Genomic DNA, 14,052 nt, shown 5'->3' on the forward strand with positions numbered 1-14,052 from the left:
CTGCCACCAACGACGGCAGCTGATAGGCAACCCTCCAGGCTTGCTTGCCCGCCTTCATCTATCTCAGCGTGGATATTCTCTTGCGGATGAACCTGCTCGAAAAACACCGCAGCAATGGCAAAAAACAACCCAAGCCGGTTAGTCGTGGCAGGCCGAAAACGGCCCAAAAGCGGTCATTTTAGAGAACGCCACCGTTCGAGCTGCCCAGCGTTTTTTTAAGCTGCCTTCACCCTCGTAACAACCAGCCGTCGTCGCCCAGGCAGCGAACATACCTGAACACGACGAAGGGACCCTGTATCGCTTTCCATCGCGGATCATCACAGCTCCCTCACCTTCAGATAAGCTGGTAGGTTCTAAATCTTCTCCGGGGCAACTGATGTTCCTGTCGTCAAAAAAATACCTAGAACAATTTCGCAGCCTGATCGAAAGCAGCGGGGATTTATCAATAGCGGTTGCTTTCTGGGGCGAAGGTGCTCAAACGCTTATTGCCAAAGCATGGAAGGGCCGGTCCTTGCGAATAATTTGCAACCTTGGTAGTGGCGGGACCAACCCACAGGTCATCCGTGAGCTGATCGAGCTAGCCAAGGAAAAGCCCGGCATTCGGATCCTGACGCTGGACAACCTCCATGCAAAGGTCGCGATTAGTGAAACTGCCGCAATAGTGGGGTCTGCCAATCTATCTGTGAATGGATTGGGCTTTGAAGGAGTGGAATGTGCAGGTTGGCATGAAGCCGGAATGCTGGTCCACGAGCAATCACAATTGACACAGATGCAGGAATGGTTTGAGCACCTGTGGCAGCAAGGTGCGGCCGTATCAGAAGATCGTTTGATCAAAGCTCATATTCAGTGGGTAAAGAACCGTACAAGCCGCCCGTTCAGTGTCAACAAGCTCTTAGATGCACCCTCCAACACTTTAAAAAATCGAAACATATACATTGCAATCTATCGACTGGAAGCAAGCGACCAAGCCAAAGCCGAAGCCGTCCAAGCAGAGAAAGACGCAAGACGATCAGATCTTCCCAATGTGCGGAATACCAAGCTGGACTTCTTTGAAGACTGGCCTGACGACAGCGAGGAGCCATTACCTATCGATGCTCCGATCATTGCTATGCGCTATGGTCCCACCAAGCGTCTGACAAGCGTGAGTGCTTGGGTACGTATCCCTCAGCTCGACAGGACCTTCGTAAGTACTGAAAGAGCAAGCACTGTGCCGTTAACCATGACAGGGCAGCTGAAACGGGTGTCGGGTATGACCTTCTCGAAGGAAGACGGCCCAGTCTTGGCAAAACGGCTCAAACCTTGGGTTGATGAGTTGTTCCTCGGGGCCGAGCCGGGCACAGCCCGATGCATTCCTTTGGACAACTTCATTGAGTGGGAGGCAGACCAGATTGGCTAGTGATACTGACTGTTGTTCTCGGGATATCCAATCCTATGACGGAAACAACCCGCTGTGCACCACTGCCCTCTGATTCCCAAATCATATTGGAAACCTATGCATAGTCTTCTTCTTGGAAACGGTATCAACCGCGTAGCATTGCAGAGAGGCTGGAACGAAATACTGCGGGAATTGGCGACGACATTTGGTGGCATAGACTTGGTGCCACATATTGAATCTAAACCCCTGTCCATGTTTATCGAGGAGCTATGCGCCCGCTCCTCAATGCCATTCCAGAAAGCGGAGCATACGGTAAAGGTTGAGTTCGCTAAATTACTCAAACAGATCGAGTCGGTCGAAGCTCACAAGAGGATCTGTGGTCAATTCAACGTGATCATGACCACGAATTATGACTTCACGATCGAGGAGGCATTTGCGGGGCCACTTCACTCACCTACGTTTCTTGCTCCCGAATCGAGATACAGCCTCTTTCGCCGGCACACCGCTGGCAAGAAGGAAATTTGGCATGTTCATGGCGATGTAGCCCGGCCAGGTTCAATGGTGCTGGGCTTCGATCACTACGCTGGATACCTGCAAAAGATCCGCAACTATGTGACGGATTCGGTCGAGCTCAAAGGTCACCCCCATGGGCGTGTCGGTAGCCCGGTGAAAAACGGAATTCTCGAATTCACGGAGAACCGTAGCATCTACTCCTGGGTGGATTATTTTTTACGCGACCACATCCACATTGTCGGGCTTGGTTTGGACTTTACGGAGATCGATCTTTGGTGGCTATTGCTGCACAAACGGCGGCGGCGGCACCAGACAGGGCAGGTTTTTTACTACCACGTATCGCTCGATAGGGAGGCAGATGAAACACCCGTCACGTCGCTGCTGCGGTCGTTGAATGTAAAGGTGGTACCAGTGGTCGCGGGAAACTATCACGACTGCTACCTCCAAGCCGCAGACCTCATAGAAAAGAAGATCGCATCCTTGCCAGAACTGTACCCTACTCCACCACGGCTCGATGAAAGCTTGCACTGTGGGTCGCAAATCTATAAGTCGCCCGCCAAGCAGAGGGCGTTTAAGTTTCCGAGGCAGAAATAGTGTTCAGAGCAACGGATGAAGCAGCATGATGAATACGGAAATGCTTAGCTGGGCGGCCACTAGTGGACTGCTTGTTTAATTAATCTATCTATTTAAATTGTTTCGTCGCCTGTTTCTGGGCGATTTAGATTAATAAACTACCCGTACAGGTCAGTAGCAAAGAACAATAGACTCAGTTTCATCAAGACTCCTTTCCGCTACAGAATCCTGCTGTTTTCTTCGGCAGCTGAGAATAAGCAAGCTAGCCCGGAATAACACCCTTGACCAAGAGTTGCCAATGGCGAGAGGCAATTATCGGCCAGACATTGGCTAAGTGAGTTTATTATATACACAATGAAGCTGCTGCTGTCGCGGCACTGAATTAGTATGTGTCGGAGACAATTGATGACCAAGGCTAGCCGTGTAACCGGAGAGTAATGCTATACCCAGCCACCAGGCTGGGGGTAGAGAAGCGCTACCTCGGAGAAAGCACGTTGATCACTATCAGCTTAACCCCGAGCGAGCGTGTATGTATTAGACATGGTTAATCTCCGGGAAGACCCCTGACGACCAGTCAAATTTTATTAGATGCCCCCCAAAGAAAACACCTGACGCATTCCAGTGATTGTTAGGCGACAAGAGAAACTGAAGCACATATGAATCCCAAAACTCCTCAACGGTATTGACATTATCATTGAACGCCATACCACCAAGCGTAACTAAGCGGTCACACAAAAAATCCGCTACTTTCGCGTACCAATCCGCCTTTAGAGGCTCGATGGTGTCAGATGTGAAATCGGTACCGCCTTCATGAAAAATTTCACAGCGGTATCGATACATTTCCCCTATTGCGTCCTTCCAATTCTTCGCATCAGGATTCGAATTAATTGCGAGAAAATTTCGTAAAATTTCATTTTCATTAATTTTCTTTGAGTAGTATTTTCCTGGAACTCCAATGAGAATTGGAAAGCGCTTCCCTGCGCCGGTGCCGTCCTTCTCATTCGGTGGCAGCATTGCTTCCAAACCAATCCACGAGAAAGCGAACCTATGGGAAATGTTGGCTGTCTGCTGCGACTCCCTATCCCAAGACATGCATTTACTTAAAGCTTTACCTAAAGGCGTAAGCTTACCTGCAATGTGATCGTGGAGGAATTTATCCCAGTAGCTGATGCCCGGGTCAAACCGGAGGCCGGGCCCCATGGCCGTATTTCTAGTCTTTAATGAGCACCATTTTCCGTGCTCGAATATCGCACCAACGGCCACACCGTCTCTTCTATGCCAGTTTATAAGTCGCGCTCGCGCCATGGCAATTTTTTTGTTAAACACAGAAAGCGCCAAGTCAGCCACCATCAATCCGACTTTTATACCGTTCTCCGTTACATCCTTCATCGGAATTAAAAGTACTTTTATAAAACCTAAAGTTAGAGGAGTAGGATCAGTAACACCAAACTCATGAAAAGACTCTTCAACTGCGGAGAAAAGCTCAGAGGTGCCAGAACCGGGATTTTTTTGATCTTGGATAAGGTACATATCGGGCCCCAAGCCAAGGCCGATAGGAGGTACGGAGAGCACGCCGGTGACAGCGAATGCGACCCATTTTTCAGATCTATTTATATCAATCTTAAGCATTTACCAATCTTCCATACGGTTAATGACTGCTGTCGGTAATCTACCCTGAGCGCGTTCATTTCGGGAAGATCAATTGCGATAGACCTGGTCGCTGGCTTTATTCGTAAGCGCCCTCGCCGCGAACTAGCCGCCAAACCATAGGTCCGAGTCGGTGGCCGCAGAAGCCACTCACCGTCCGTACTTGGTCGATAGCCGCCCTTTGTGACCAGCAACAATGTGCCATAAAGCGGTCATTTCAATCGATACGATGGGAACTGACAGAACCAAAAGCTCGCTAAATGCGAGCTTTTTGATACTATCACTTTGAACTTCGCCAAACTGCGTAGTTAGTCCTTCGGACTCGAAGGGGCGAATGACACCAAGCTTAGTTTCTTCACCTCGCGACCAGTGCCAAGAACCATTTCAATTTTCTCTTCACAGCGGAAGATGTACCTGTTGCTGAGTACAATTCCCGCCAAATTAATCTCTGAACCCTCCTTGACGCTGCCACTATGAGCAATGCCATCGACAAGAATTTTCCAGGTTTTGGCAGTAACATCTGCTGAGTCGACTATTCCGACGAGGTCAACTCTCTCCAAGCTCAGATCTTCGCGATAACGGCATCTCTGAATGATATTTTGAGCAGTTGCCACACGAATCCGGCCCTGACTTGAGCTATTCATGCCTGGGGTAGACCATCGGTTGGTTAGCTGACAGTCATTCTCAGAAATAAAGTTTAGTAACCCGATTAAAGAAGAGGCAGTGTGGCCTTTTACTGACTGTAGAAATTTAACCGCCTGATCAGTATCAGCTGCGACGTCTAGAAAATCATTCAATTTGGCAAATGCTGCTATCAAAGCCTTGTTTTCGCCGAGCATATCGCACGCTTCAGCGCTCCGGACTTGAACTGTAAATGATCCATGACAAAACCCAAATACGTGTGACTCAGAGGGATCCTCCCCTTTAGGTATTGGCCTTCCGGCAAACTTAGCAGTAAATCTTGCCAGATTTCTCAAAACACTTTCGTAAATAGCAAGAAACTCCGATAGTTTGCGAGTCCTGATGCGAGGCTCGCTCACGGACTCGGGCATCGATAGCGAAGCGTAAGCAACCGTTGAGTTCAGCTCTTGGGCCTTATTTAACACCTCGTCATCATGGTGAAAAATCAGCCCTTCATCGGGCAGAAGGGACATCGGAACTACCCTTAACTCTGCACCAACCAATTCGAACGGCTGTGTTAGATCAGAAGGTTTCGCGTTGTAAAACTCACTAATCTCAGGATGCTCATAGATAGCTCTCAGGTCGATCTTGGCGCTACACAAATCTGCCGCTCGACGCTCAGAAACAGGAACGCACAAGAATGTCGGCTCGTGATCAATGATCTCGGAAACCATGCAAACGTAACGAACTCCGATCGCGTCGCGAGCAATGAAAACCTGCGGGTAATCATATTCGAGCAATATGTGCATAAGCTGTATAGCTTTCATGCGACATCCTCTATTGCCCTGGCCACTTCAAATCCCGCTGATCTCCACCACGAATAATGGCTGGAACCGCTTGTTTTCATCGCTGCACCGTCGCACGAATCTAGAGTGATCCGTACAATTTTCTTATGACGATGAGCAGCCAGTTTCAAGACGCCGCCTAGGTCTTCTGAATTTTGGAAGACTGATATGGCTCGAGCTTGACACTCGGGGACGCTGAATTTTTTGTGTGGGGTGAGGTGTCTATGAGAAAGAAAATCTACATCCGAAGGCGATTCGCCCTCGCATAGACGGTAGCACACGAAGCCTCTTGGGATGAAAGCCTCTGCTGGCGGGCACTGTTCAGGCAGCTCCTCGTACCACTTGTTACTAACGTCCATGTCACAACGCCCCATCTATAAAGGCTTTATGCTATCCCGAAACTGCGCCTCAGTCACTGCTGACTCTCCCCCCATCACTCCCAGCGATTCCTGCTCCCAGGTGTCGAGCATGCGCACGCCTCATTCATCACCCGACAGTGAATGCCGATTTCTGCCTGTCGCCACCGGCAGCTATGGCCAGTTCACTGCCAATCATGGTTACGAAGCGTGCTGATCAGATCGAATGCAAGTGGGTGGTCAAGGGGAGTGCAGTATTCCAGTTGGTATTCCAACTAAAAATAAAACCCAATATTAATCTTATCAATCAATATGTTACTGAACGGATTCAAATTACCCCGGCCCACCAAATAAGCTAAACAAATCAGGCACTTAGCGATTATCGCAAGTGCCTTTTTTGTGCCCGAAAGAATGAGTCGCCCCGCCCCTCTCAAACACCAGAAGCAGATCTCACTGCTACAACCATAATCTCCACCAGCACCTCAGGCCGCGCCAGACGTGCCTGAACAGTGGCCCGTGCCGGAGCACTGTCCGCTGGCAGCCAGGCGTCCCACACCGAATTCATCAGCGCGAAATCACGATCAATATCCTTGAGCCAGATCTGTGCGCTCAAAAGCTGGCCCTTGTCGCTGCCCGCCAGCGACAACAAGGCTTCGATCTTGGCCAGTACCTGCTGCGTCTGTTCTTCAATGCCAACCTGCAGATCAGTGGGCACTTGGCCGGAGAGGTAAAGCAGGTCGCCGTGACTGACCACTCCGGACATCCGCACGCTGCTCTGAAAACGTTGAATCGTTGCCATCGGGTTTACTCCCTGAATTGAGAACGTTAAGGCGCTGCGCTACCGATCAACCGGACCAGACGCTGGGCACTACCAAATGCCAAGGTCATGCCCAGCGCACCCTGGCCGCTATTGACGTACAGGTTGTCACAACCACTGACCGCCAGAATCGGCCGCCCGGTGGGGGTCGCCGGACGCCAACCGGTCCAGGGCTGACAATCATCGGTGTTCCACCCCGAACCGAACAATGCCTGCGTCGAGGCTTTCAGTTGTTCGATACGCTTAACGGGAATCGACGCGTCCAACCCACACAACTCGACCATCCCTGCGACGCGTAAGCGATCACCGATCCGGGCGAACACTGTTTTACGCCGCATGTCAGTGACGCTGACCGTCGGTGCATTCATCGAATCAGTGATCGGCAACGTAATGCTGTACCCCTTGAGCGGGTAGACCGGCATGCGCACACCGAACGCTGATAATAGCCCCGCACTGTAAGCACCAGCCGCCAGCACGACCGCCTGCGTTCCTAAAAGCGCTGGGCCTTCGATGGCGTGGTGGATCTCCAACGCGGTGATGCGCCCGCGTTCACGTCGGAAAGCGGCAACCTCACTGTCGAACAGAAAACGCACACCCTGCTTGCTCAATAATCTCGCAAGCTCCTGACAAAGCTTGCGCCCATCGACCGCGCATTCGCTGTCGGTATGGATCGCGCCGTGAAACGCCTTTTTATAGCCCTCAAGTGCAGGCTCGATCGACAAGGCTTCGGCGGGGCTGACGATTTTTTGTTGCTTGGCGCCTTGGGCGGCCTGGAATTTCACCTGATCGCCGGCCTTGCGCAGGCTTTCAGCATCGGGGTAGAGAACCAGTTTTCCGGTACGGGCGAAATCGCACTGCACCTTTTCCTGACTGATGAAGGCGTCCAGCGCCAGCCGACTTTCCTGCGCCAGTTCCAGCAGCTCGACAGTGGTCTGGCGCGAAATGGACGTACGGCAGGCCGCGAGAAACGCCACACACCAGCGCCATTGTTCCACGCTCCATTGCGGCGAAAACTTCAGCGGTCCGTTGCGCGCCAACAGCATTTTCGGAATGCCCGGCAACAGAGAGGGATCAGCCAGCGGTTGCACATAGCTGTAACTCAATTGCGCTCCATTGGCAGCGCTGGCTCCCATGCCTGCCTCCCCCGCACGATCGATGACGGTGACGTTATGACCGGCCTTGTGTAAAAACCAGGCACTGCTCAAGCCAACGATTCCAGCGCCGACGACACAGATTTCCATTACGCCACCACCCTGTCCGAGAGGTCCCAACCCACAGGCCGTCGTTGGTGCCAATCACTGACTTGCTGGTAAGCGTGGGCGATCCGCAGGGCCAATGGTTCGGCGAAAGCACGCCCGACGATCTGCATCGAGACCGGCATACGTTGTTCGTCGAAGCCCACCGGCAGCGCCACTGAACAGAGATTGAGCAGGTTGGCGAAACGGCCGAGCAAGGCCAGCGGCGTACCGTACTCATCGACCTGATTCAACGGCACACTGCCAATGGCGTTGGTCGGGAATGCACAAGCATCGACATTGGACATGGCCTCGTCCATGGCTTGACGGGCAACACGTCGCTGGTTGTGCAAATCGATATAAGCCGCCGCGTCGATGGCGCGCCCGCTCAGCACCCGACGCTGCACATGAGGATCGAAGCGCAGATCATCGCGCTCGAACAGGCTACCAAGGCTGGCGTAGCCTTCGGCACTCATGAGGCCACCGGCGACACGCATGCACTGCTCCAGCGAAGTCGGTAGCGGCTGTTCGACCAGATGCATGCCCAGTGCGGCCAATTGCTCAAGCCCCTGGTCATAGGCTGCCAATACGCCAGGCGCGATGTGTACGCGTTCGGCCTGTGGCAGCACCCAGATGCGCAGTCCGGCCACCGGAAGATTCAAGCCTGCCGCGGCGCTGAACACTGGTGACTTGGCCGAGACCGGATCCAGCGGGTCCGGCCCCAGCAGCGCGTCAAGCATCCACGCGGCGTCTTCGACGGTGTGGGTAATCGGCCCCACCGAATCCAGCGATGGACACAATTCAATCAAACCGTGACGGCTAATCAACCCACGCGTGGTTTTCAAGCCAACCAGACCACACATACCCGCGGGAATTCGCACCGAGCCACCGGTGTCGGTGCCCAATGCCGCGCTTGCCAACCCGCCGGCCACCGCCACCGCCGAACCGCTGCTGGAACCACCAGGAGCACGATGCACGTCGGCGTCCCATGGGTTCCACGGCGTGCCCATCACGGCATTTGTGCCCCACCCCCCAAAAGCGAATTCAACGGTGTGGGTCTTGCCCATGATGATCGCCCCAGCGCGCTCCAGTCGCTGGACTGCCGTGGCGGTGAGCCGCGAGATACGCGGCTCCTGCGCCAGCGAACCACCGGTTATGGCCTTGCCGTCGATCTCGAACAAATCCTTGATCGCAATTGGAATGCCATGCAATGGCCCCAGGTTGACACCGGCAGCCCGCTGCCGATCGGCCGCGATGGCGGCACCAAGCGCGCGCTGGGGATAGGCCTCGACATAAGCATTGAGTTGACCGTTGAAGCGCTCGATCCGCTCCAGTTGCGCGCAAACCAGGGACTCGCTCGTGAGCGTTCCGGACTCCAGCGCTTGCCGCAACTGGCCAATGCTGTGGGAAGCGGTTCGATCCTTGATGTTCATGTGTTCAACCTCGAATGGTTTTGCGTCCGCGAGAAAATCGTACTTCCAGCACTCGCGATAACAGAGAAAGAGGGAAAGCGATGACGAAATAGAACAACCCCACCAGCAGGAAAATATGCATTGGCAAAAAGGATTCGGACGCGATGGCCCGGGCCGCCAGCATCAACTCATCGGTGGCGATCAGGGCGCACAGGGAGCTGTCCTTCAGAATCGACACGTAGGCATTGAGCAACGGCGGCAACATGCCGCGAATGGCTTGCGGAAAGATCACGGCGGTGAAGGCTTGCAATGGCGTCAGGCCGGTGGCGATGGCCGCCTCACGCTGGCCTCGATGCAAGGAGTCCAGTCCACCGCGCAGGATTTCCGCGACGTAGGCCGAGCCCTGCAAGCCCAGACCGATGGCGCCGGCCCAGTAACCCGATAGCGTCAGTCCGAGGCTGGGCAAGGTGAAATACAGTGCCAGCAGCAACGCCAGGAGCGGCACCGCACGCATCCCCTGGATGAAGAACACCGCCAGACGCTTGAGCAGTACGCTGGGACTTTTCATCGCCCAGGCCAGTAACGCGCCCAACAGCGCCGCCAGGGCGAAGCCTGTCAGGGACAGCTCGGCGCTGACCCGTGCGCCGAGTAGCAGGCGCGCGATCCAGTCGCTCCAGTATTCCGGGTATTGCTGGAAAAAACTGATCATCGCGCCGCCCCCAGATGACGTTCAAGTCGGATGAAGCCCACGCCAATTGGCAGGATCATCGCCGCATAGATGCACATCACCGCCAGATAAATCAGCGAGGTCTGGAACGTGGATGTCACCAGATTGCGTGCCAGGAACATGATTTCCGGCACGGCAATGGCCGAGGCGATGGACGTGTCCTTGATCAGTTGGGTGACGTAGTTGGCATAGGCCGGCAACGCAACGCGCAGGGCCTGGGGCAAGAGGATGTAGCGCAGAATTTGCAGACGGTGCAGGCCGATGGCCTGCCCGGCTTCATGCTGGCCGACGTGCAGCGATTGCAGGCCAACTCGGAAAGTATCGGCCAACACGGCGCTGCCTACCAGACTCAAACCGACGATGGCCGCCAGCCACGCGGGCAGATTGATTCCCAGATAGGACAGCCCAAAGTAGATCAGAAACAGATGCGCCAGCGCAGGCACATTGCGCATCCATTCGATGAAACAGGCGATGGCTCCGTGTACCAGTCGCGATCGGCTGAACGTCAGTAAAACCGCCAGCACCAGACCGCCCGCGCTGGCCAGCACCAAGGTGCAGAGGGCGATTTCCAGCGCGTTCATTGCGCCTTTCAACAGCAAGGGCAGCAGCCCGAGGAAAGTTTCCAGATTCGCCATCAAGCGCTCTCCACAGCCATGCGCCCAAGAAAACTGCGGGTACGTTCGTGACAAGGGTTGTCGATCACTTGCGCCGACGGCCCCTGTTCGACAATGCGCCCGCCGTCCATGAAGATCACCCGATCCGCCACATCGCGGGCAAACCTCACTTCGTGGGTGACCATGATCATGCTGCGGCCCTCTTCCGCCAGCTCGCGAATCACGGCCAACACTTCGCCGACCAACTCGGGATCCAACGCCGAGGTCGGTTCATCAAACAGAATCACTTTCGGTTGCTGGGCCAAAGCCCGGGCGATGGCGACCCGCTGCTGCTGACCACCCGACAATTGCTCGGGATAAGACTCGGCCTTGTGCCGCAGATGGACTTTTTCCAACATCGCGTCGGCCAACTCATACGCCTGCTTGCGCGGCATGCCTTGGGCCTTGATGGGACCGAGCGCGACGTTATCGCGCACGTTCAAGTGCGGCCAGAGATAGAACAACTGGAACACCATGGCGATCTCGCGGCGCTGCGCAGCCATCTCCCGGTCACTCATCAGGCGCAAACGCTGACCGTCCTTGACCTGCCCGATCAGCTCGTTCCCCAGCCAGATCTCGCCACTGGTCGGTTTTTCCAGGTAATTGATGCAACGCAGGCAGGTGGACTTTCCAGATCCGCTTGGGCCAATCAGCGACAGGGTCTCACCGGGCTTCAACTCCAGGCTGATGCCCTTGAGCACTTCCAGATCGCCATAGTTCTTGTGTAATTCGTGCACGCGCAGCAACGCGGCGTCAGACGGGCTCGACATCTTGGCTAACCTCTTTTTGTTATAGGCATGGCGATGAGTCGGTGCATCCGCAGGAGTCCGCCCCATCGCCGCACACACTTATTTGCAGCCGGGCAGCGTCCAGTCCGCCGGGCGGTCGACGCCCAGGCGCAGGTCCTTGCCTTCGGGCATGAACCAGACATCCTGAGTCAGGCCGTAGCGAGCACCGATCTTGCGCATCTCACAGTTTTTCCAGAGCGTCTGAATCTGTGCGTTGACCGCCGTCACCAGTTCCGGACTGGCCTTGTTGAAGCCGAACACCACCTGACCCAAGCCAGTCAGCAGTGGGAAATTCGGATCGTTGTCGACGAAGGCGTTGAAATGCAGGTGCCATTGCTCATTGCGGGAAATGGCGTATTGCATGACCGGTGGGTCGCCGATCACCGCATCGATGCGTCCGGCGAGCAGATCGCGAACGGCCGCATCGGACGTGTCGTACAGGGCGACTTGCAGGCCATCGATCTTGCGCATCTCAGGGATGAACGAAAAACCGGTGATGGTGCCGACTTTTTTGCCTTGCAGATCCTTGAGGCTGTTCCAGTTGGTCTTGTCTGTCTGAGTGATACCGTTCTTGAAGTAGTGGATCGGGTCGCTCAAGGCCATGATTTTCGAGCGTTGTTCGGTCCAGCCCATGGTGCCTGCCATGACATCCACGCGCTTGGACTGCACCGAGGCAATCGTCCCTGACCACTCCATTAATGCCGGTTTGACCTTAAGGCCCAGTTTTTCAGAAATTTGTTGAAGGATTTCACCGTCATAGCCGACCATCCGACTATCTTGATACCCTGTTCCTGGCATATCACCACTGAAGGCGATGGTCAGGCTTCCCGGCGCTACTGTCTCCAATGCGAACACCGGTGCCGCAGCCAGCACGGACACCATAAAACCGGCACAAATAGCGGAAAAACGCTGAACTTTGGACGTCTTCATCGGATGCTCCTCGATCGTTTTTTATGGTGGCAGCAGAACGTTTCGCATCGGCCCATCGTAGTGGGAGCGGCGGTATAACTTGTTGGATGCTTTGCACGAATGATTGAACATTTGCGACATTCTGGCGGCACAGAGCCTGTGGCCCCCCAGGAAAGCCTCGTGGCCGGGCTCGATCATGGGCAGGCGCGTCATCCACCCATGCGCCGCGGCACCGCCGAGTTGTCTATTGGCATCATGTTGTGGCCACGCTTCCCCTTGCTGTCGCTGTCAGGGCTGACCGATGCGTTGCGGCATGCCGCCGATACGGGTGATCAAAGCCGCCCCATCCGCTGCCAATGGAAAGTACTCGGCACGCCCGGGCAAAGAGTCATTTCCAGTAGCGGACTGGACGTACCGATCGACAGTGAACTCGCTGACCCGGAGCGTTTCGACTACATCGTGGTGATTGGTGGATTGCTCGATTCCATCGAGGCGGTGCCGAAAACCTATCCCGCGTTCCTCCACCAGGCCGCGGCCGCACAGGTGCCGTTGATCGGCCTGTGCACCGGCAGCTTCGTGCTCGCGCAACATGGCCTGATGGAGGGGCGAACGGCGTGTGTCCACGCCTACCATGGCGACGACTGGAAGCACCGCTTTCCCACGTTGCGCTTTGTCATCAACAGGGACTTTCTGATCGACGGGGACCGGATTACCTGCGCGGGCGGTGTTTCAGTCATCGAGTTGGCGCTTCATCTGATCGGCCTGCATTGCGGGCCGGATCGTGCGGGCAAAGTTGTGCATCAGATGACGGTGGCAAAGAACACGTCCAACAGTTTCGTCGACCGACGCAAGGCGCTCGGATACGCCAGTTCATCCAATCGTCGATTGCACGAAGCCGTGATGTTGATGGAAAAACACATGGCCCACCCCCTGGATATCGAGGCCATTGCGCATCTGGTCGGCACCAGTAAACGGCAATTGGAGCGCCTGTTTGTCGCTGAAACCAACAACAGCCCAGCCCAGTTCTACCGCCAGGTCCGACTCAGGTTCGGCAGATGGCTGCTGGTGAGTTCCGATCGCCAGATCGGCGAGATCGCCTTTGAATGTGGCTTCGCGGATGCGCCGCATTTTATTCGGCACTTTCAGAGCATGTTCGGCATGTCGCCAGGGAAATTACGCAAGGCCCTGATGCAACAAGATGGGAAATAACGCGGCAAGTAATCGACACCGACGTAGACCTCGCCTTGGCGACCCAGGAATAAAAAGACCACGGTGGCAGTGAACAGCGTGAACGTCGCCAGCAGGTGCAACAAGGTGTTGAACCCGGCGGTATAGGCCGAGCGCCGTATCGTCAGCGGGATTTGGCTGGTGTCGATGCTCGACGGTCACAGCGAAGATCAGGGCAGTTCTGGGCATTGTGGCCGTCCAGTCGCCATCTTTCACCGAAAATCCGCGTATCAATCAGCGTGTTGAAATTAGGCTGCCTGGCCAAATCGCCAATAAAATGGCGAAACAATCACCTCGACCGTTTATGCTCAATATTTGAGCTAATTTATTACAATTTATTGACACTATCAGTCC

Annotated in this window: 12 protein-coding genes; 3 read left to right on the forward strand and 9 right to left on the reverse strand. The window is 54.8% G+C overall.

What is annotated here, in order from left to right; all coding sequences use genetic code 11:
* Positions 1–376: 376 nt before the first annotated feature.
* Together CFII68_RS26350 and CFII68_RS03380 are read left to right on the forward strand one after the other, a co-directional pair.
* The gene (locus tag CFII68_RS26350) at positions 377–1,396 is read left to right on the forward strand and encodes a phospholipase D family protein (RefSeq protein ID WP_018612922.1); all 1,020 of its coding nucleotides are present in this window, start codon (positions 377–379) and stop codon (positions 1,394–1,396) included.
* 96 nt (positions 1,397–1,492) lie between these two features.
* A complete protein-coding gene (locus CFII68_RS03380; protein ID WP_018612924.1) occupies positions 1,493–2,482 on the forward strand; it encodes an SIR2 family protein in 990 nt (329 codons plus the stop codon).
* 513 nt (positions 2,483–2,995) lie between these two features.
* Here the strand turns inward: CFII68_RS03380 and CFII68_RS03375 are convergent.
* The 9 genes from CFII68_RS03375 to CFII68_RS03335 all read right to left on the reverse strand — a co-directional run bounded on the left by CFII68_RS03375 (position 2,996) and on the right by CFII68_RS03335 (position 12,492).
* Complete coding sequence (locus CFII68_RS03375; RefSeq protein WP_018612926.1) at positions 2,996–4,090, reverse strand: hypothetical protein; 1,095 nt, start codon at positions 4,088–4,090, stop codon at positions 2,996–2,998.
* 326 nt (positions 4,091–4,416) lie between these two features.
* A complete protein-coding gene (locus CFII68_RS03370; protein ID WP_018612928.1) occupies positions 4,417–5,556 on the reverse strand; it encodes a DUF6575 domain-containing protein in 1,140 nt (379 codons plus the stop codon).
* 804 nt (positions 5,557–6,360) lie between these two features.
* On the reverse strand, positions 6,361–6,729 hold the full coding sequence (locus tag CFII68_RS03365) for a RidA family protein (RefSeq protein ID WP_018612932.1): 369 nt from the start codon (positions 6,727–6,729) through the stop codon (positions 6,361–6,363).
* A gap of 26 nt (positions 6,730–6,755) precedes the next feature.
* A complete protein-coding gene (locus CFII68_RS03360) occupies positions 6,756–7,988 on the reverse strand; it encodes a D-amino acid dehydrogenase (RefSeq protein WP_018612934.1) in 1,233 nt (410 codons plus the stop codon).
* Positions 7,988–9,415, reverse strand: a complete 1,428-nt coding sequence (locus CFII68_RS03355) for an amidase (protein ID WP_018612936.1) — start codon at positions 9,413–9,415, stop codon at positions 7,988–7,990. The genes CFII68_RS03360 and CFII68_RS03355 overlap by 1 nt, the downstream gene beginning before the upstream one ends.
* 4 nt (positions 9,416–9,419) lie before the next feature.
* Positions 9,420–10,103 carry an amino acid ABC transporter permease gene (locus CFII68_RS03350; protein WP_014336532.1) on the reverse strand — a complete coding sequence of 228 codons (684 nt, stop codon included), beginning with the start codon at positions 10,101–10,103 and terminating at the stop codon, positions 9,420–9,422.
* Entirely contained in the window at positions 10,100–10,756 is a 657-nt protein-coding gene (locus tag CFII68_RS03345; protein WP_018612939.1) for an amino acid ABC transporter permease, read from the reverse strand. The genes CFII68_RS03350 and CFII68_RS03345 overlap by 4 nt, the downstream gene beginning before the upstream one ends.
* Positions 10,756–11,544, reverse strand: a complete 789-nt coding sequence (locus CFII68_RS03340) for an amino acid ABC transporter ATP-binding protein (protein ID WP_018612941.1) — start codon at positions 11,542–11,544, stop codon at positions 10,756–10,758. Before CFII68_RS03340 ends, CFII68_RS03345 begins: the two co-directional genes overlap by 1 nt.
* A 78-nt stretch (positions 11,545–11,622) precedes the next feature.
* On the reverse strand, positions 11,623–12,492 hold the full coding sequence (locus CFII68_RS03335; RefSeq protein WP_033062894.1) for an ABC transporter substrate-binding protein: 870 nt from the start codon (positions 12,490–12,492) through the stop codon (positions 11,623–11,625).
* Between the two features lie 159 nt (positions 12,493–12,651).
* Here CFII68_RS03335 and CFII68_RS03330 point away from each other — a divergent pair, with 159 nt between their 5' ends.
* Positions 12,652–13,680 (forward strand): GlxA family transcriptional regulator, encoded by a 1,029-nt coding sequence (locus CFII68_RS03330; protein ID WP_033062895.1) that lies wholly within the window; start codon positions 12,652–12,654, stop codon positions 13,678–13,680.
* The last annotated feature ends 372 nt before the right edge of the window (positions 13,681–14,052 follow it).

It is taken from the genome of Pseudomonas sp. CFII68 (assembly GCF_000416195.1).
GTDB classification, from domain to species: domain Bacteria; phylum Pseudomonadota; class Gammaproteobacteria; order Pseudomonadales; family Pseudomonadaceae; genus Aquipseudomonas; species Aquipseudomonas kilonensis.

What these genes read in the sequence shown, in the direction of transcription:
- CFII68_RS03345 (WP_018612939.1), bottom strand. Translation starts at nt 10,756, where the DNA reads ATGGCGAATCTGGAAACTTTCCTCGGGCTGCTGCCCTTGCTGTTGAAA.
- CFII68_RS03375 (WP_018612926.1), bottom strand. Translation starts at nt 4,090, where the DNA reads ATGCTTAAGATTGATATAAATAGATCTGAAAAATGGGTCGCATTCGCT.
- CFII68_RS03340 (WP_018612941.1), bottom strand. Translation starts at nt 11,544, where the DNA reads ATGTCGAGCCCGTCTGACGCCGCGTTGCTGCGCGTGCACGAATTACAC.
- CFII68_RS03335 (WP_033062894.1), bottom strand. Translation starts at nt 12,492, where the DNA reads ATGAAGACGTCCAAAGTTCAGCGTTTTTCCGCTATTTGTGCCGGTTTT.
- CFII68_RS03355 (WP_018612936.1), bottom strand. Translation starts at nt 9,415, where the DNA reads ATGAACATCAAGGATCGAACCGCTTCCCACAGCATTGGCCAGTTGCGG.
- CFII68_RS26350 (WP_018612922.1), top strand. Translation starts at nt 377, where the DNA reads ATGTTCCTGTCGTCAAAAAAATACCTAGAACAATTTCGCAGCCTGATC.
- CFII68_RS03370 (WP_018612928.1), bottom strand. Translation starts at nt 5,556, where the DNA reads ATGAAAGCTATACAGCTTATGCACATATTGCTCGAATATGATTACCCG.
- CFII68_RS03360 (WP_018612934.1), bottom strand. Translation starts at nt 7,988, where the DNA reads ATGGAAATCTGTGTCGTCGGCGCTGGAATCGTTGGCTTGAGCAGTGCC.
- CFII68_RS03350 (WP_014336532.1), bottom strand. Translation starts at nt 10,103, where the DNA reads ATGATCAGTTTTTTCCAGCAATACCCGGAATACTGGAGCGACTGGATC.
- CFII68_RS03380 (WP_018612924.1), top strand. Translation starts at nt 1,493, where the DNA reads ATGCATAGTCTTCTTCTTGGAAACGGTATCAACCGCGTAGCATTGCAG.
- CFII68_RS03365 (WP_018612932.1), bottom strand. Translation starts at nt 6,729, where the DNA reads ATGGCAACGATTCAACGTTTTCAGAGCAGCGTGCGGATGTCCGGAGTG.